17 protein-coding genes are annotated in these 17,244 nt (G+C 44.9%); 12 read left to right on the top strand and 5 right to left on the bottom strand.

The features are described from left to right. Positions 1 to 103: 103 nt before the first annotated feature. Positions 104 to 1,327 (top strand): MFS transporter, encoded by a 1,224-nt coding sequence (locus GQS64_RS07965; RefSeq protein WP_077992430.1) that lies wholly within the window; start codon positions 104 to 106, stop codon positions 1,325 to 1,327. A 5-nt stretch (positions 1,328 to 1,332) separates the two neighbouring features. Beyond that, positions 1,333 to 2,310, top strand: a complete 978-nt coding sequence (gene cbiB / locus GQS64_RS07960) for an adenosylcobinamide-phosphate synthase CbiB (RefSeq protein ID WP_198231207.1) — start codon at positions 1,333 to 1,335, stop codon at positions 2,308 to 2,310. On the opposite strand, the gene GQS64_RS07955 is transcribed toward cbiB, so the two are convergent. The 4 genes from GQS64_RS07955 to grxB form a co-directional block, all read right to left on the bottom strand. Beyond that, the gene (locus tag GQS64_RS07955) at positions 2,269 to 3,726 is read right to left on the bottom strand and encodes an MFS transporter (RefSeq protein WP_198231206.1); all 1,458 of its coding nucleotides are present in this window, start codon (positions 3,724 to 3,726) and stop codon (positions 2,269 to 2,271) included. The two genes, cbiB and GQS64_RS07955, sit on opposite strands and share 42 nt — an antisense overlap. Positions 3,727 to 3,885: 159 nt before the next feature. Further along, a complete protein-coding gene (locus GQS64_RS07950) occupies positions 3,886 to 5,097 on the bottom strand; it encodes an NADP-dependent isocitrate dehydrogenase (protein WP_077994560.1) in 1,212 nt (403 codons plus the stop codon). Positions 5,098 to 5,176: 79 nt separating this feature from the next. Beyond that, positions 5,177 to 5,527 carry a DMT family protein gene (locus tag GQS64_RS07945; RefSeq protein WP_077992428.1) on the bottom strand — a complete coding sequence of 117 codons (351 nt, stop codon included), beginning with the start codon at positions 5,525 to 5,527 and terminating at the stop codon, positions 5,177 to 5,179. 20 nt (positions 5,528 to 5,547) lie between these two features. Further along, positions 5,548 to 6,198 carry a glutaredoxin 2 gene (gene grxB, locus GQS64_RS07940; RefSeq protein ID WP_198231205.1) on the bottom strand — a complete coding sequence of 217 codons (651 nt, stop codon included), beginning with the start codon at positions 6,196 to 6,198 and terminating at the stop codon, positions 5,548 to 5,550. Positions 6,199 to 6,828: 630 nt separating this feature from the next. Between grxB and GQS64_RS07935 the strand changes: the two genes are divergently transcribed. Both GQS64_RS07935 and GQS64_RS07930 read left to right on the top strand, forming a co-directional pair. Next, positions 6,829 to 7,473, top strand: coding sequence for a hypothetical protein (locus GQS64_RS07935; protein WP_198231204.1), 645 nt, complete (start codon positions 6,829 to 6,831; stop codon positions 7,471 to 7,473). Between the two features lie 290 nt (positions 7,474 to 7,763). Continuing rightward, entirely contained in the window at positions 7,764 to 8,243 is a 480-nt protein-coding gene (locus tag GQS64_RS07930) for a thermonuclease family protein (protein ID WP_198231203.1), read from the top strand. 572 nt (positions 8,244 to 8,815) lie between these two features. Here the strand turns inward: GQS64_RS07930 and GQS64_RS07925 are convergent. Continuing rightward, positions 8,816 to 9,532, bottom strand: coding sequence for a FadR/GntR family transcriptional regulator (locus tag GQS64_RS07925; RefSeq protein WP_198231202.1), 717 nt, complete (start codon positions 9,530 to 9,532; stop codon positions 8,816 to 8,818). 115 nt (positions 9,533 to 9,647) lie between these two features. Here GQS64_RS07925 and GQS64_RS07920 point away from each other — a divergent pair, with 115 nt between their 5' ends. From GQS64_RS07920 to fucP, 8 genes are all read left to right on the top strand, one after another. After that, positions 9,648 to 10,400 (top strand): SDR family oxidoreductase, encoded by a 753-nt coding sequence (locus GQS64_RS07920; RefSeq protein ID WP_077992421.1) that lies wholly within the window; start codon positions 9,648 to 9,650, stop codon positions 10,398 to 10,400. A 17-nt stretch (positions 10,401 to 10,417) separates the two neighbouring features. Continuing rightward, the gene (locus GQS64_RS07915; protein ID WP_198231201.1) at positions 10,418 to 11,260 is read left to right on the top strand and encodes a fumarylacetoacetate hydrolase family protein; all 843 of its coding nucleotides are present in this window, start codon (positions 10,418 to 10,420) and stop codon (positions 11,258 to 11,260) included. Positions 11,261 to 11,346: 86 nt separating this feature from the next. Further along, complete coding sequence (locus tag GQS64_RS07910; RefSeq protein ID WP_198231200.1) at positions 11,347 to 12,657, top strand: MFS transporter; 1,311 nt, start codon at positions 11,347 to 11,349, stop codon at positions 12,655 to 12,657. Positions 12,658 to 12,725: 68 nt separating this feature from the next. After that, complete coding sequence (locus tag GQS64_RS07905) at positions 12,726 to 14,003, top strand: L-fuconate dehydratase (RefSeq protein WP_198231199.1); 1,278 nt, start codon at positions 12,726 to 12,728, stop codon at positions 14,001 to 14,003. Between the two features lie 18 nt (positions 14,004 to 14,021). Then, positions 14,022 to 14,846, top strand: a complete 825-nt coding sequence (locus GQS64_RS07900; RefSeq protein ID WP_198231198.1) for an amidohydrolase family protein — start codon at positions 14,022 to 14,024, stop codon at positions 14,844 to 14,846. Between the two features lie 24 nt (positions 14,847 to 14,870). Beyond that, a complete protein-coding gene (locus tag GQS64_RS07895; protein WP_198231197.1) occupies positions 14,871 to 15,650 on the top strand; it encodes an SDR family oxidoreductase in 780 nt (259 codons plus the stop codon). A 14-nt stretch (positions 15,651 to 15,664) separates the two neighbouring features. Next, on the top strand, positions 15,665 to 16,006 hold the full coding sequence (locus tag GQS64_RS07890; RefSeq protein WP_198231196.1) for an L-rhamnose mutarotase: 342 nt from the start codon (positions 15,665 to 15,667) through the stop codon (positions 16,004 to 16,006). A 19-nt stretch (positions 16,007 to 16,025) separates the two neighbouring features. Beyond that, positions 16,026 to 17,243, top strand: a complete 1,218-nt coding sequence (gene fucP, locus GQS64_RS07885) for an L-fucose:H+ symporter permease (protein ID WP_198231195.1) — start codon at positions 16,026 to 16,028, stop codon at positions 17,241 to 17,243. Position 17,244 lies beyond the last annotated feature (1 nt).

The following is a 17,244-nucleotide window of genomic DNA, read 5'->3' as shown; positions in this document are numbered from 1 at the left end:
CTCGAACAGATTGAATTTGGAAGATATTTTCTTGCGCCGACAGGGTGTTGACTGGCAAACCGGATATTTGAACCAAACGCATTCAGGGATTCGTTCTTAAGCTATGAAATATAAAATTGATCGACTCAATGTTGCTTCGGGAATTGACGCCAAAACGCGCCGTTTGTGTATTTTCGCGCTCGCCGTCGGTGCGTTTGCAATAGGCACGTCCGAATTTGTGTCCATGGGGCTGCAACCGGAAATGGCCAAAAGTTCCGGTGTCGATATACCGACTGCCGGCCAATATATTTCAGCCTATGCACTCGGCGTTGTCGTAGGTGCGCCGGTTCTGGCTGTCGCGACCGCGAAATATCCGCGGAAATATGTTCTGGTTGCTTTGATGCTGTTTTATGCATTCTCGAACATTGCCAGTGCCTGTGTGACGAGCTTTCATGCCCTTGTCGGCTTGCGATTTATGAGCGGTTTGCCCCATGGGATTTATTTTGGTGTTGCCTCTATTGCCGCTTCTTCCATGGTAGAAATGAAAAATCGCCCCAAGGCAATTGGTGCGGTTATGCTTGGGCTTACAATTGCAACAGTTGTCGGTGCGCCTTTTGCAACCTGGCTTGGTCAGCAACTTGGATGGCAAATGGCTTTCGTTATGGTGGGCAGCATCGGAGCCCTTTGTGCAATTTTGGTGTTTTTCTTTCTGCCCAGTTTGCCGACAGCATTGGGAACAAGTCCCTTGACCGAGCTTAGCGCGTTGAAAGAAAAACAGGTCTGGTTCATGCTGGCAACAGTCGCCATTGGAACAGCCGGTCTCTTTGCTGTCTTCAGCTATATCAAATCGACTTTGACTGTCGTTTCCGGCCTTTCAATAGGTTGGGTTCCCTTTATCATGCCGCTTATCGGCCTTGGCATGGTTACGGGAAATATTCTGGGCCCTAAAATTGCTGTGAAAATCGGTCCGATGAGAATGCTGTTTTGTGCACTTTTATGGAGCACAATTACATTCTTCCTGTTTTATTTCCTTTGCCATTCCGGCATCACGGCTGCCATCGGTTGTTTCCTGATTGGTACGTCTTTTGCCAGTATGCCTTCAATCCAGACGCGCGTTATGGATGTTGCAGCCAACGCCCAGACCCTTGCCGGAGCCCTCATGCAATCGGCTTTCAACGTTGCCAATGCTTTGGGCGCTGAATCGGGCGCGGAAATCTTGCGGCTTGGTTTCGGCTATCAGGATACGGCGATTTTGGGAGGCTGTCTCACATTTTGCGGCCTGTCGATTTTTACTCTCTCCTGGTATGTTGAAAAACGCGATCAGGCTAAAGCATTAAAACAGGCGTGAAAGCTGTGGAGCGTCTCTGTTTTGTCCTTTTATTGGCGCTCCTGATTGATCGGTCAATTGGCGACCCCGACTGGTTATGGCGTAAGCTCCCTCATCCGGTAGCGGCATTCGGGGCAGGGATAAAGTGGTTTGAAACGCGATTTAACAGGAAGTCGATGTCTTCCCGCCGCAGGAAATGCTTCGGCATTATCGCCATTCTTGTTCTATTGCTGGCAACCTTTATTATTGCCCTTATTATTCATGCGCTTTTGCTTCAACTGGGGTTTGCAGGAATAATCATTGAAGCGCTGGTTGCCTCCATCTTCCTTGCGCAAAAAAGCCTTGTCGATCACGTCGCTAGAGTTGAAAAAGCGTTCAAACAAGGTTCGCTTGACGAAGCGAGAGGCGCTGTTTCGCTCATAGTCGGGCGGGAAACAAAAAATCTTGATGAAAGCGCAGTTTGTCGCGCAGCTATTGAAAGCCTTGCCGAAAATAGCTCTGATGGCGTTGTAGCACCGGTGTTCTGGTATCTTATCCTCGGTCTTCCCGGCCTTTTTTGTTATAAATTGGTGAACACGGCCGACTCGATGATCGGCTATAAAAACGAGCGCTTCAAGGATTTCGGCTGGGCTTCGGCACGGCTTGACGATGTTGTCAATTTTATACCGGCAAGATTGACAGCGTTAATTGTTATCCTGACAAGTGGACTTTTTATCAATCGGAAAGCTGCTGCAAAGTCACTTGAAGTGGTGAAAAAAGATGCGCGTCACCATCATTCACCCAATGCCGGTTTTTCCGAATGTGCCTTTGCAGGCGCCCTTGATGTCAAGCTTTTGGGGCCAAGAATCTATTCAGGCGAAGCTGTTGACGAACCATTCCAGAATGAAAGCGGGAAAATGGCTCGTCCCGACGATATTTACCGTGCCATCAGGCTCTTCAAGCGTTCAATGGATGTGCTATTTTTAATTATTCTGGTTGTGTTTCTGATTGCTTTGGTTGTCTGAATGTTTTCCATCCGGCCGGTTGAGCATATCGCGAGAAATAATAAAGGCGAGCGGCACTGCAAGCAGCAATATGACAATCAGAAAGATAAACAGTACTTTGGAAGCTGCAATCATACCGCTCACTCCACCCGGATCAAATAATCCGGCAAGATTGGTAATGCTTCCGGCAAGTGCGGCACTTAAAGCTGTTGAAAACAACTGGATTGTTGTAAGGGATGCGCTGGCACGTGTCGCGTCTTTTTCGGAAGCACATTGTAATACGCGGGTGAGCAAATGCGGCCATGACGTTCCAGCCCCGACACCGATCAGGAACAGCGCGAGACAAATCGAAATCAGAAATCCCGATGACTTCATTTCAGATGGAATGAAATAGAACAACGTCGCCATTCCGAGCATATCAATCACGGGGGCGAGAATGATGATTTTGCGCACAATTTTCGGCGAAGCTCCGGCACTTGGCAATGAACCGCAGGTCCAGCCGATGCTCATGAGAGCGGCAATATAGCCTGCAACAAGTGGACCTCTCCCGTGAAGTTCCTGAAGAAACAGGGGAAGATAAAGCTCCGCACCGTTTACGGCGACCGAAATAATAACCATCAACCCGTAAAGCGGCAGAAATATCGACTGGATTGAAAATGAACCGTCGGGAAGCATTTTATTTTCCGATCGTTTGTCGATAATCCCAAGAACAAACAGTAGAATAGCACCGATAATAATACCGGCAATTTTGATATTATTGTCGCTCACTGCACTGCTTGCCGAAATGACAAGAACCATAACGGTCAAAACAGCAAGCTGGATAACAGGAAGCCGTTCCGAAACGTTTTGATGTTCTGTCGTGCCGGGCAAAACTTTAAGCGCAACGCCGGAAAATAAAAGTGCCAGAATGCCAACTGTCCAGAATGAAGCACGCCAAGTGCTGTATTCGGCAAAAATGCCGCCAATGGCGGGGCCGAGTAATGTCGAAATTCCCCACATGCCGGAAATGAGCCCCATCGCCCGTGGCCATAACGCAGGGTCGAATACAATTCTCACCATGGAATAGGAAAGTGACAGCAAAAAGCCGCCACCGAAACCTTGAATAAGCCGACCGAACAGGAATGCTGCCATCGTCGGGGCGACACTACAGATAAGGGTACCAACTGCAAAGAGGAGTGCCGAAAGGACATAAGCGGTTTTGGGCCCAAAACGGGCCAACAATTTTGCTGCAAGCGATGCACCGATGAGCGATGCTGTCACAAAAATTGTTGCTGCCCATGAATAATATTGCTCACCGTGAATATCGGCAACAAGGGAGGGCAGGATAGTGACGACGATGTAGACATTGACCGCATGCAGAGCAACCCCGCCTGCAAGTGTTACAGAGCGGACACCATTTCTACCTGAAAGAAGTGTTGACCAGCCTTGTTCATTCATTGTCATCCCTATATTTTTTTAGAATCAGTTTCGGTCTTTTAAATAGCCTCATAAGGCTTTAGTGCCAAGAAACGAAACTTTGATCGGCTTTTTTTGTTCCTGCCAAAAACAAAAAGCCCCGTGTGAAACGGGGCTTTTTGCTTTTCAAATTGGAAATGTTCAAGCAAGTGCTTTGGCAAGATTTTCCGCAATTTTGTCGAGAAAACCTGTTGTTGAAAGCCATTTCTGGTTCGGTCCGATGAGCAAGGCAAGATCCTTGGTCATGAAACCGGATTCAACAGTATCGACACATACTTTTTCAAGTGTATCGGCAAAGTGCTTCAACTGGTCATTGTTGTCGAGCTTTGCACGGTGTGCCAAACCGCGTGTCCAGGCGAAGATCGAAGCAATCGAGTTGGTCGATGTTTCTTCGCCGCGCTGGTATTGGCGATAGTGGCGGGTTACTGTTCCATGTGCAGCTTCGGCTTCAACAGTTTTGCCGTCCGGTGTCATGAGAACGGAGGTCATGAGTCCCAAAGAGCCGAAACCCTGAGCCACTGTATCGGATTGGACATCACCATCATAATTCTTACAAGCCCAGACATATCCGCCGGACCATTTAAGTGACGAGGCAACCATATCGTCGATCAGACGGTGCTCATAGGTGAGATTATATTTATCGAATTCGGATTTGAATTCCTTATCGAAAACTTCCTGAAAAATATCTTTGAAACGGCCATCATAGGCCTTCAAAATGGTATTCTTTGTGGAAAGATAAACCGGAACTTTGCGCTGCAAGCCGTAATTGAATGATGCACGGGCAAAATCGCGGATAGATGCATCAAGGTTGTACATAGCCAATGCAACACCGGCACCCGGTGCATCATAAACATCATGTTCGATAACGGTTCCGTCTTCACCGACAAATTTGATTGTCAGCTTGCCTTTGCCGGGGAATTTGAAATCTGTCGCTTTATATTGGTCACCAAAAGCATGACGGCCGATAATGATCGGTTTTGTCCAGTGCGGAACGAGACGGGGAACGTTTTTGCAAATAATCGGTTCACGGAAAATAACGCCGCCAAGAATGTTGCGGATTGTGCCGTTCGGCGACTTCCACATTTTTTTCAGGTTGAACTCTTTAACGCGGGCTTCATCCGGTGTGATTGTCGCACATTTAACGCCAACACCATATTTCTTGATAGCGTTTGCAGCGTCGGTTGTTACCTGATCGTTGGTCGCATCGCGATTTTCAATCGAAAGATCATAATATTTCAGATCTATGTCGAGATAGGGATGGATCAATTTTTCCTTGATATATTGCCAGATAATGCGTGTCATCTCGTCGCCGTCGAGTTCGACGACGGGATTTGCGACCTTGATCTTTGCCATATGATAATCCTCTTCCATAATTTTGGTTTTTTGCCGTTATAACATTCATGAACAGGAACTGGAAAGCCCTAAACCGATATTATAACGGACCTTTGAAGATGAAGTAGGCTCCGCTTACAATAAGTGCAAAGCCGACAAAATGGTTTATCGTCAGTTTTTCGCCCAGATAGAGAATCGAAAAACCGGAAAATATCAAAAGGGTTATAACCTCCTGAATCGTTTTGAGTTGGGCAGCGCTATAAACGGTGTGTCCCAAACGGTTTGCGGGAACCGCAAGGCAATATTCAAAGAATGCAATTCCCCAGCTTGCTATAATGACGATCATTAATGGCTTGTTGGTGAATTTTAAATGCCCGTACCAGGCGAAGGTCATAAACACATTCGACAACAACAACATGCCAATCGGCGCGATGTAAGGTAAAATCTGCATTTGTGGCAAACCGACAGAGCTTATAATGCGCGATCGTAATAAAGCTGAACGCCGGTCAGAGCAGAAATATGTTTGACATAATCCTCAAGTTGCTGTGGCATTTTGATGTCTTTTACAATCGTCAAATTGCGTAATGTCGGAAATATCATGACATCATCCCAACCGAGACCGTTACTTGTATTATCGGGATTAAAAGACAAAGTAGCCAGTCTCTCTTCAACATTCTTTTTATGCTCGGCTGTTTCACTCATAGCCTGATCGAATGATTTGCCGAGTGACTTTTCTTTTTTTGCCTGAAAATATTCAATGGCCGATTTCGTAGCAAATTCCGGAAGTGATGCTTTTACATTGCGTGGATAAAGCAGCGCATTAATATCCGAAGAGACCTCGGAAAGCTCGTCGGTGACCCGCTTTTGAATATCGGTTGCCGGAACAATAACGCGACTTTTCTCGCCAATTTCATCAAATTTATGCGCAATATCCAGGCTTTCGACCATAGCCGAACCATCGTCGAATTCCAGAATAGGAACCTGTTTTTTATGAACAAGCCGCATACACGTTTCGGAATCATCATTCAGCAAAACAATATATTCAACTGGAACTTGTTTATATCCCGCTGTCATCTTGGCACGGACACAGAACGGGCAATGGTCGTAATAATAAAGTTTCATCGGAATTTCCTTGGGCGTGTTTCTGGCTGTTGAATGGTAAAGCGGTCAAACGGTGTCGTTTGGGGCGTGTCGTTTGGCTCTGAACGTATGCCAGCTTAGCGCAAAACAATTGAATGTGAAAGAAAAGTAAAATTGATAATAACAGCCTTATCTATCTCCTCATATTTCATTCAAGTTTACCGCGTTTCTGGAGCCGGAAATTCTATTTTCACCCGCGAATGAAAAAGGCGGAACAAACAATTTTCAGTTTTATTTGCGTATTAAAACCAAAGTGCCTAAACTGGTATAATTATCTTTAATTCAATTCAAAATATAACGACAGAAAATTGTAATAATTGTTATTATTAAATGATATATTTATAAATCAATTTTCTTGATTTGATTTTATATCATTGATTCAATAAAAGAAAGTACCAGTTATTATCAACATAATTGAGATATTCAGATCAATGTTTATCAAAAGGCCCTTGTAATAGTGGGAGCTTGAACAGTTCAGGAGCTGTGCCCGTTCTGTTTGACAGCCGGCTTTTTTTAGAGTTTTGCGGGATTATTTGCATAATTTGACTATTTGAACTATATTATAAACAAAGAATAGTGCACGCTCATATCGGCATTATATCGGAGGTTAAAATGGTATCTGTTACATCAACCGACTTGAACTTGGTCAATCATGGTTTTGATGTTCCGGGGTTACGGGCTGCCCAGAATATTCAGGAAATTGTTCAGGAAAAGAATGCGACACAGACCGTCCGTGTCGATGATCGTAATGTGATGTCGCCACGTATTTCCGATGCTTTATCGCGTATTCAGGAACTTGTTGAAAACGGTATTAATGCATCCGGCATTATCAATCAGCAAGTCAATTTGAACATGACAAATCCGCAATATTTTACCGGCACTTTGAAGGATGCCGATGCGGCTAAATATGCCGGGTTCGAAGGTGTTCCGACGGGCAATTTTCAGGTATTTACACCTCCTCAAATCAGTGACGACAAGCTGAAAGACCTTGTCAAATCGACCGCCCAGCTTGGGGGCCTTACAAAAGGTGATGATGCTTTGTTCAAAGCACTACAAAATAATACGGCGAAGATCTACAACCAGAAAGATTCCGAAAGTCTTCTTGGCAAACCTGTTGATTGGAAGCAGGGGAGCATTGGCGGTACAATGTGGGATCGCACTGCAGTTGACCAAAAGGCAGTGCAACAAGTTGCACAAGATGGCAAGAAAATTTTTGCCGGTGCAATCGGGTCTATCCATTTCGCGGTTGTTTACTAAAGCTTGATTGCCAGTTTCAGATTTCAATGGCTCAATTCATGATAAATGTTGAGCCATTTTTATTTTAACAATTGTAATGTGAATTTTTTGCACCCGATGAAAAAAGCGCATCTCCTCATTGAAGTGATAGCTTGGCTGAAGGCCGCGTTATAGCGGAGAGTTCCATTATCGCTCGCATGAGACAAAATATTTTGCTTTATAGAACCTCATCTGGCCCGAATTTATTCTTTGAAATAATGTAAGAAACGTCTAAACTCTGGTAACTTCCGAAAGATAGTATGGTGTGAACGATGCGCTTTTTCATTTCATTTCTGTTGTGTATTTTGTCATTGCCTGCCTTGGCTGAAAGTCGCGCAGCGATAACGGGAGCTATCAATGTAATTGACGGCGAAACACTGGAAATCCGCAATCAACATATAAAACTGTGGGGGGTTGACGCTCCGGAGCTTGGGCAGATATGCCGGAGCGCGGATGGTATTGGCTATGACTGTGGCAAGCAGGCAGCATCTGCACTTTCGGATTGGTTGACCAATTTACAACCGGTTCAATGTGAGCCTCGTGGCAATGACAATGCTGGAAATGTCATTGCTATTTGTTATTCGTCCACAGGGGATGATATAGCAGGCTGGCTGGTGCGCAATGGCTACGCCATTGATTGGCCAAAATATTCCAACGGCTTTTATGGTGTCTCACAAAAAGAAGCTCGACAAAACAAGAGCGGTATTTGGCAACATAATGAAGCCGCACCGTGGAAAATCACCGAGAAGTAGAACGATTTTTCAACTTGAGATCGAACTTGTAAGTGGATGTGGAACACGCAAACGCGGCTATGACATGAAATAATGTCGAAAATGCCGCTTTTGCATGATTTTAATGGAAGTTCTGTTTGCAACGATAACCGGAAAAAATCTGCCTATCCGTCCGATTGCAGAATTTATTTGATTTCTGACCGGTATGGATACCAGAATTCAAAATAAAAACATTAATAAATACAAATCTGTTATAATAAAAATCAATAAAATAACTATATTTAATGATTAATATAATTATAACATTATTTAATGTATAAACATTTTAAAAATGTTTTTTGTTTGGAAGCTTAAAAATTCTATTCAATTTTTTTTAAAATGGTTTGTTTTGAACAATATTCCGGAAAAATAAATGAAAACCTGAGAAGACAGAACCGAAACAACCGGATTGAAGTCGGTCCGAATTTGCATTGCGATGAAACCTTTGATCGGCAGGATTTCAGCCAACATATTTTAAAATTTATGTATGTTGTTCAGGAATAAAATTGATCTTCATAGGCTCATGGCGCAAAGCAATAATAATCGGAAAATCTCTATTCGGTTTTTCGTGAAAAAATGTTTATAACATTCCGGATATGGTTCGCCATTGCGGAACGCGCCCTATCAGGTTGTTTTTGTTCGATTGCTACCAATATCTGGTGATGTTCAATCTGTGAACGGAGCGGCATATCCTCTGGCGTATAAAGCTTCTGTAATCCGCTGAAAAGTTCGGTATATTGCTGTCCTAAAAGATATTCGAGGAAATAAACGTAGGCAGCATTTTGTGACGCTTCAGCAATTCTGATGTGGAACAATCGGTCGCCGATATGGTCTTTTGAATGTTCGAGATTGTCCGAGACATTCATGATGTAAGCCTGTTTAATTCCTTCCATCTGCTCGTCTGTGCGTTCCAATGCTGCAATTTCGGCAAGATGTGGTTCAAGGTACAAACGCGCTTCCAGTAGCTCGAATGGAGCTACGTCGCCATTAGACTTGAGATAAGGTTGAAGCAAAGAGTGGATTTCCCGCTTCAAATTCGGCGAGCGGGCACTTTTGGTCGATAACACATAAACGCCGCTACCGACTTTGACTTCGACGATACCCGATACCTCAAGTGCAATAATTGCCTCGCGAACGGAAGTGCGGCTAACTTTCAGTATTTCAGCAAGATCGCGTTCAGGCGGAAGTTTATCGCCAATATGATAGCAACCGTTTTCTATGTCCTGCACAATTCTATTTGCGATAGATTGGTATAAACGGGAATTATTCATCAGGTTGTTTCCCAAAAAAGTGCTTGCCAAGTTTAAAATTCCATTGTTAATTGGTCTAGCCAAAATAATTGGTCTAACCAATAAACATGACAATACTGTCATATAAGGAGGAACGATGCGCCTCAATAGGAAAAGATGTGTCATTACCGCAGCAGCGCAAGGTATAGGACGTGCTTCGGCACTGAAATTTGCACAAGAAGGCGCGCAAGTGATTGCTACAGACATTAATAGTGAATTACTTGCAACCATTCGGGAGGAAAATCCGGATATAGAAATTGCTGTTCTTGATGTAACCGATAGCCAAGCGATTAACGCTTTTGTACATAAGGTAGGCACAATTGACGTACTTTTTAACTGTGCAGGATGGGTTCCTGCCGGCTCGATCGAAGAATGTGACGACGCGCAATGGCAAAAGGCATTCTCGATAAATGTTGACTCGATGTTTCATATGATAAAAGGGTTCTTGCCATTGATGCTGAAAAATGGTGGCGGATCCATTATTAATATGTCATCCGCAGCCTCCAGCATAAAAGGTGTAACAAACCGTTTTGCATATAGTGCTACGAAGGCTGCAGTGTTGGGAATTACCCGCTCGGTTGCCGCCGATTATGTAAAAAAGGGTATCCGCTGCAATGCAATTTGTCCCGGAACAGTAGATTCACCTTCGTTACGCCAACGCATTTCAGTGCAAGCCAAGCTTGAAAATCGCAGCGAAGCAGAAGTTTATGAACAATTTGTCGCGCGCCAACCTATGGGACGGATAGGTAATGTGAACGAGATTGCCGCTCTTGCGGTTTATCTGGCAAGTGACGAAACGTCGTTCACTACCGGAACATTCAACATGATTGATGGTGGTTGGACCAATTAATTAGCAGGAGGATAAAAGTGAAATTATTGCGTTTCGGAAAAAAAGGATATGAAAAGCCCGGAATTCTGGATAGGGATAACAATATTCGTGATCTTTCAGGCATTGTTCGCGATATTGACGGGGAAGTGCTCGAGAACGAATTAACCAGAATTCGTGATATAGATATATCTAGTTTACCGATTGTGGATGGATCGGTACGACTTGGCCCCTGCGTTGCCAAAACAGGAAAATTCATATGTATCGGCCTCAATTATTCCGACCATGCAGCCGAAACAAATGCTCCGATCCCAAGCGAACCGGTTATATTCAATAAGTGGACCAGTGCGATCATTGGCCCCTTTGATGATGTTGAAATCCCCCGTGGTTCCAAGAAAACCGATTGGGAGGTCGAATTGGGTGTGATTATCGGCAGAAGCGGTCGCTATATCGAAAAAGATCAGGCGATGGACCATGTCGCAGGATATTGTGTGATCAATGATATTTCCGAACGTGAATACCAGATCGAACGTGGCGGGACATGGGATAAAGGAAAAGGTTGCGATACATTCGGGCCTATCGGTCCTTGGCTCGTTACAAAAGACGAGATTGAAGACCCGCAAAATCTTGATCTCTGGCTTGATATAGACGGGAAACGTTACCAGAACGGCAATACGCAAAAGATGATTTTCGACGTTGTTACAATCGTCAGTTATGTCAGTCAGTTCATGAGTTTGCAGGCGGGTGATATTATCTCGACCGGTACGCCTCCGGGAGTGGGTCTGGGGTTGAAGCCGCCGGTTTATCTGAAGCCGGGGCAAACGATGCATCTTGGTATCACCGGTTTGGGCGAGCAAAAACAGAAAGTTGTTTCCGCCAGTTAACGGACCGAATTCAATAGTATAGCTTCCGGCGCGGGAGGTGCCTGAAGCTTTGCAAGCCACAGACATGGTATTTTGGGAGGATAACCATGAAAATAATTGCGGCATATCAAGATCCGTTATTAAACAAAACAGTTACAAAAGTATGGGTAAGGCTTATGCCATTATTATTCATACTCTATTTTGTGGCTTTTATAGATCGGGTAAATATCGGCTTTGCAAAAGATGCAATGCAAAGCGATCTCCATCTTTCCGATAATGCCTATGCTCTGGGGGCCGGAATATTTTTTTCCGCTTATGCGCTTTTCGGTGTGCCGGCCAATTTGATATTAAATCGTATCGGCGCACGAAAATGGATAAGCATGACCACTATTGTGTGGGGTGCGTTGTCCATGACAACCGGCTTTATCACGAACGAATATGAATTTGTTCTTCTCCGGTTTTTCCTTGGAGTGGCGGAAGCCGGGTTCTATCCGGGTATTCTTTTGTTAGCTTCAATGTTTTTTCCAGATAAAGTACGCGGAACAGTTATAAGTGCTTTTGTTTTAGCTGTTCCCTTTGCCCTCGCATTGGGTTCGCCGATCTCCGGTGCACTTCTGGAACTCGAAGGCTTGTTCGGATATGCCGGTTGGACGTGGATGTTCATAATAGAAGGACTTCCAGCAGTATTCACCGGTATTTTTTGTTATTTCTACCTTGATGACGCTCCTGACGATGCAAAATTTTTGTCTTCTGACGAGAGGGCGGTACTGTGCGGGCAATTGGCAAAAGAGAGCAAGAAACAGCAAGTGCGTCATTTTGGTGGAGCCGTAAAAAGTATGGCACTTTGGCATCTTGCATTGATATACGGATTTCTCCAAATCGGTGTTTACGGGATGTTATTCTTTTTGCCTTCCCAGGTTGCCGCTCTTATGGGTACGACAATAGGCTTCAAAGCGTCGATAGTCGCATCCATTCCCTATATAGCCGCTATATTCGGAGTTTATTACATACCGCGTTATACCGATAGACATCCCCATCTGCGTTTGTTGGTAGCCGCATTGATCGTTATCCTTGCAGCGATCGGATTGGTTGTTTCCGCCTATGCTTCTGCACCTTTCGCAATTGTTGCCCTTTCGTTTTCGGCAATCGGTTTCCTCGCTGTACAACCCATTTTCTGGACATTTCCGCCGCAGGTATTATCAGGCAGTGCGCTTGCTGCGGGAATAGGCATATGCACCATGGTTGGAGCGATAGGAAGTTTTTTTGCTCCGATAATTCGTGTTGAATCGGAAAGTCTGTTGGCAAGCAAGTCGGGCGGCCTTGTCGTTCTCTCCCTATGCACGCTCGTCTGCGCAGCTCTCATCGCTACATTTTCCGTGTACCGCCAATACGGCTACGAAAAGCAGGCGGCAGCGTGACAAGCAGAAAATATGTCATCGGATGCAAACAGACCAATTAACTTGAACGCTTATCAAAGGTACAAATAATGACGAAAATCATCGATATGGACGTTTTGGACATACGGTTCCCGACTTCACAAGATCTGGATGGTTCCGACGCCATGAATCCTGATCCGGATTATTCTGCTGCATATGTAATTTTAAAGTCCGATGACGACAGCCTCAGCGGACACGGGCTGACCTTCACAATCGGTCGGGGGAATGAAATTTGCTGCGCCGCAATTAAAGCAATGCGCCATTTGGTAGTGGGAATGGATCTTGAGGAGATTAAACGAAGCCCCCGCAAAATGTGGCGTATTCTCACCTCTGACAGCCAACTTCGCTGGATTGGTCCCGACAAAGGAGCAATCCATCTCGCAACAGGGGCAGTAGTGAATGCCATATGGGACTTGTGGGCTAAAAGCGAGGGAAAACCCGTTTGGAAGCTTGTTGCGGATATGACACCGGAAGAATTGGTGAATTGTATTGATTTCCGTTATTTGACCGATTGTGTCGACGAAGATGAAGCAACGGATTTATTACGCAAATGGGCGGCGAACAAGTCGAATAGAGAGGCAATCCTTCGCGAAAAGGGGTATCCCTGTTATACAACTTCGGCAGGTTGGCTAGGTTATAGCGACGAAAAATTGGCGAGGTTATGCAAAGAGGCAATCGACGCCGGTTTCAATTATGTCAAATTAAAAGTCGGGCGCGATGTCGAAGAAGATAAACGGCGCATAAAAATTGCGCGTGAAATCATTGGCAATGATCGCCAATTGATGATCGACGCAAATCAAACCTGGGAAAGAAATGAGGCAATAGATTGGGTAAAACAGCTTTCTTTTGCCAATCCCTGGTTTATCGAAGAGCCGACCAGTCCGGACGATGTCGAAGCGCATCGTGCCATACGTCAGGCAGTCAGCCCGGTCAAGGTTGCGACGGGAGAAATGTGTCAAAACCGTATTATCTTCAAACAATTCATCATGCGCGAAGCAATAGACATCGTGCAGATCGACGCTTGCAGGCTTGGGGGTGTCAACGAGGTACTCGCAGTATTGCTTATGGCGGCAAAATATAAGCTGCCGGTGTGTCCGCATGCCGGAGGTGTTGGTCTTTGCGAATATGTGCAACATCTCGCCATGATCGATTATCTTTGCTTTTCCGGCAGTATGGAGGGAAGGGTCACAGAATATGTCGACCATCTCCACGAACATTTCGTTTCTCCCTGCATCATCCGTAATGCGGCCTATGTTGCACCTGTAGATCCCGGATTTTCTATTGAAATGAAACCGGAGTCGTTAAAAAAATACTCGTTTGCCGGATAGCGTGTGACGGAGAACAAGATGATCGATTGTCACGTACATTTCTGGTCTTATAACAAAGCAGAATTTCCATGGATTTCAGGAGATCTGAGTTCCATTCAATGCGATCGACTTGTCGATGATCTGTTGTCTGTTATCGGCGATAAAGTCAGCAAGGTTATTGCCGTGCAGGCCCGCCCCAAACAGGGCGAGAATAATTTTTTGTGCACTCTCGCCCGGAAGTATCAAGCAATAGCCGGCGTTATTGGCTGGTTCGATTTCGATGGTGATGCAGAGCTTCAACTGGCAGACGCAAAACAACAATCCGTTATAAAAGGTTTCAGGCATCTCATTCAGGACGAAATTGACCCGTCAAGCTATCTTCGTGAACATTCGGGACTTCACTATGCAATGCCCCTCATTCAGGCAGAAGAGTTTGTCTATGAAATATTGATCCGTCAAAAAGATATTGATGCGGCTTTGGAGTTTTGTTCCCGACATGATCGACATTATCTGGTCGTCGACCATCTGGCAAAACCGATATTCGGAGATGAAGAAGCATTCACTGACTGGAGAAACCGGGTTCTGCAACTCACCGGAATGGATCATGTATGTTTAAAGATTTCCGGATTGATGCTTGAAGCAGGAGGGGATGTTCCGCCTGATACTTTTCGTCGTTACACCGATTTTGTTTATGAAACCTTCGGGCCGGAACGTCTCTTATGGGGCTCGGATTGGCCTGTGTCGTCAGTGGTCAAAAGTTATGCAAGTGTTTTGGATTACTGGAAAATCTGGACAGAACATTGGGACGGGAATGAAAGGCTGATTGTGGAGGAACAAACTCCCAAGCAAATTTACAGACTTTAGAAACATAATTACGGGAGTGGAATAATGGATCTTCATCTGAAGGACAAAGTAATTATCGTAACCGGTGGCGGAGCAGGAATTGGAGGAGCAATATCGCTCAACCTCGCAGCCGAAGGGGCAATTGTTGCGATTATCGGTCGATCGGCCTTGCATGATGATTTTGTCGAAAAGCTAAAGAAAAATGGTGCCCGTTACTGGTTCGGTCAATCCGATTTAATGGATGAGCAGGCCTGCGCAAATAATGTTCAGGAGATAGCAACGCGTTTCGGCAGGATCGACGGACTGGTCAATAATGCAGGTGTCAACGACAATATAGGAATAGAAAACTCCGTTCAGGAATTTCGACAATCTCTTGAGAAAAGCCTCGTACATTATTTTACAATGGCTCATTATGCCGTGCCCCATTTGGTCAAAACGCGTGGCTCGATTGTTAATATCGGGTCGAAAACCGCAATTACGGGACAGGGACATACCAGCGGATATGCGGCGGCCAACGGCGGCCGGTTGGCCTTGACACGTGAATGGGCTGCCGCGCTGGTGAATGACGGTATTCGCGTCAATGCGGTTATCCCCGCCGAAGTCATGACACCGCTCTATGAAAGATGGATTAAAACGTTCAAAAATCCACAAGAGCAACTTGAAAAAATCACTGCCAACATTCCTCTTGGAAAACGAATGACGACAGTGGACGAAATAGCAAACACTGTTGTTTTTCTTTTGTCGGACAGAGCATCTCACACAACCGGCCAGCATCTTTACGTCGATGGAGGATATACGCACCTCGATCGGGCGCTCACAGTTTGATCGAGGAGCCTTGAATGAAACGGTTTTGTCAAGCTTTGGATCTTGTCGATGATCCCGAAAAAATGAAGTTATATCAACAATATCACGAGCATATTTGGCCGGAAGTTGCGGCCAATATAAAGCGGCGCGGCATTAAAGACATGCAAATCTGGCAAGTCGAAAATCGGTTATTCATGATTATGGAAGTCGCCGATGATTTTAATCCCGAAGAAGCTCAAGAAATAGCGGAAAATGATCCGGTTAACGAAAAATGGGAAGCGTTAATGTCACAATTTCAAAAGCCGCTTGGCGTCGCAAAACCGGATCAAAAATGGGTCGGGATGACGAAAATTTTTGATTTGTCGGATTGCCGTTAGTCACTCTGGGAGGAAATCTATGAAGGCAAAGATAACAGAGCCAAAATATCTGACGGGATTTATTCTTGTCACAACACTATTTTTCATGTGGGGGCTTTCTTACGGGCTTGTTGACGTATTGAACAAGCATTTCCAGGAAGCGCTACAGATTTCAAAAGCGCAATCCGGTCTCATTCAAGCTGCCTATTTCGGAGCCTATTTTGTGGTCGCATTACCTGCAGGGATATTTATCTCGAAACGTGGCTATAAATCGGGCATCATAATGGGACTTTCATTATATGCTCTGGGAGCCTTATTGTTTGTACCAGCATCTATTGTAATGAATTTTTACTTCTTTCTTTTTGCGCTGTTTGTTCTGGCTCTTGGCTTGGGATTTCTGGAGACATCTGCCAATCCATATTCGTCGGCACTTGGAAATCCGGAAACAGCCGAGCAACGGCTCAATCTTTCTCAGTCTTTTAACGGACTTGGGCAGTTTATCGGGCCGTTGATAGGAGGGATGTTCTTTTTCAAAACTGTCGCGCCGGATGCTCAGGGGAATTTCGACGCTGTAACATTGACTTACGTTGTGATTGCTTGTGCTGTTGTCGGCCTTATTTTCCTGTTTCTGAAAACACCTTTACCTGATTTACGCTTGTTAGAAAGCGAGCGCGATGGAGCCAACGCCAAAACCCATCACGCGTCAATGTGGTCACATAAAGAATTTGTGACAGGGGTTATAACGCTTCTGTTTTATGTGGCGGCGCAGGTGGGAGTTGGCGCATTCTTCATTAACCTGACAGTGGAAACATGGCCTAACGCCACGAGTCAGAACGCCGCCTATTATTTGTCGATCGCAATGTTGGCCTTTATGGCAGGCAGATTCATAACGACAGCTTTGATGATTAAAATAAACGCAGTAAAATTGCTGTGCATCTACGCGATTATCAATACGGTCTTATGCGCAATCATTTTGATCGGTTGCAATTACATCTCGGTTATTGCTGCAATCGGAATTTTCTTTTTTATGTCAATTATGTTTCCGACAATCTTTGCGATGGGAGTTAAAAATCTCGGTTCTCACACCAAGATGGGTAGCTCTTATATGATTATGGCAATCGTCGGTGGTGCTATTCTGCCATATTTTATGGGACGGCTTTCAGATGCATTCGGAACCCATTATTCCTATGGTTTGCCTCTCGTTTGTTTTCTCATAGTGGTGGCATATTCAATTTCGTATCGAAAATTGGCAGCTTGAT

Origin of the sequence: Bartonella sp. P0282, assembly GCF_048452985.1 — a bacterium.
In the GTDB taxonomy this organism is placed as follows: domain Bacteria; phylum Pseudomonadota; class Alphaproteobacteria; order Rhizobiales; family Rhizobiaceae; genus Bartonella; species Bartonella choladocola.
Note: the sequence above shows the minus strand (reverse complement) of the source record. Positions and strands in the feature narration are given on the sequence as shown.

Bases quoted from the DNA above. Each gene is read 5' to 3' on its own strand.
- GQS64_RS07965 (WP_077992430.1), top strand. From the start codon at position 104: ATGAAATATAAAATTGATCGACTCAATGTTGCTTCGGGAATTGACGCC.
- GQS64_RS07955 (WP_198231206.1), bottom strand. From the start codon at position 3,726: ATGAATGAACAAGGCTGGTCAACACTTCTTTCAGGTAGAAATGGTGTC.
- GQS64_RS07950 (WP_077994560.1), bottom strand. From the start codon at position 5,097: ATGGCAAAGATCAAGGTCGCAAATCCCGTCGTCGAACTCGACGGCGAC.
- GQS64_RS07945 (WP_077992428.1), bottom strand. From the start codon at position 5,527: ATGCAGATTTTACCTTACATCGCGCCGATTGGCATGTTGTTGTTGTCG.
- grxB (WP_198231205.1), bottom strand. From the start codon at position 6,198: ATGAAACTTTATTATTACGACCATTGCCCGTTCTGTGTCCGTGCCAAG.
- GQS64_RS07935 (WP_198231204.1), top strand. From the start codon at position 6,829: ATGGTATCTGTTACATCAACCGACTTGAACTTGGTCAATCATGGTTTT.
- GQS64_RS07930 (WP_198231203.1), top strand. From the start codon at position 7,764: ATGCGCTTTTTCATTTCATTTCTGTTGTGTATTTTGTCATTGCCTGCC.
- GQS64_RS07925 (WP_198231202.1), bottom strand. From the start codon at position 9,532: ATGAATAATTCCCGTTTATACCAATCTATCGCAAATAGAATTGTGCAG.
- GQS64_RS07920 (WP_077992421.1), top strand. From the start codon at position 9,648: ATGCGCCTCAATAGGAAAAGATGTGTCATTACCGCAGCAGCGCAAGGT.
- GQS64_RS07910 (WP_198231200.1), top strand. From the start codon at position 11,347: ATGAAAATAATTGCGGCATATCAAGATCCGTTATTAAACAAAACAGTT.
- GQS64_RS07905 (WP_198231199.1), top strand. From the start codon at position 12,726: ATGACGAAAATCATCGATATGGACGTTTTGGACATACGGTTCCCGACT.
- GQS64_RS07900 (WP_198231198.1), top strand. From the start codon at position 14,022: ATGATCGATTGTCACGTACATTTCTGGTCTTATAACAAAGCAGAATTT.
- GQS64_RS07895 (WP_198231197.1), top strand. From the start codon at position 14,871: ATGGATCTTCATCTGAAGGACAAAGTAATTATCGTAACCGGTGGCGGA.
- GQS64_RS07890 (WP_198231196.1), top strand. From the start codon at position 15,665: ATGAAACGGTTTTGTCAAGCTTTGGATCTTGTCGATGATCCCGAAAAA.
- fucP (WP_198231195.1), top strand. From the start codon at position 16,026: ATGAAGGCAAAGATAACAGAGCCAAAATATCTGACGGGATTTATTCTT.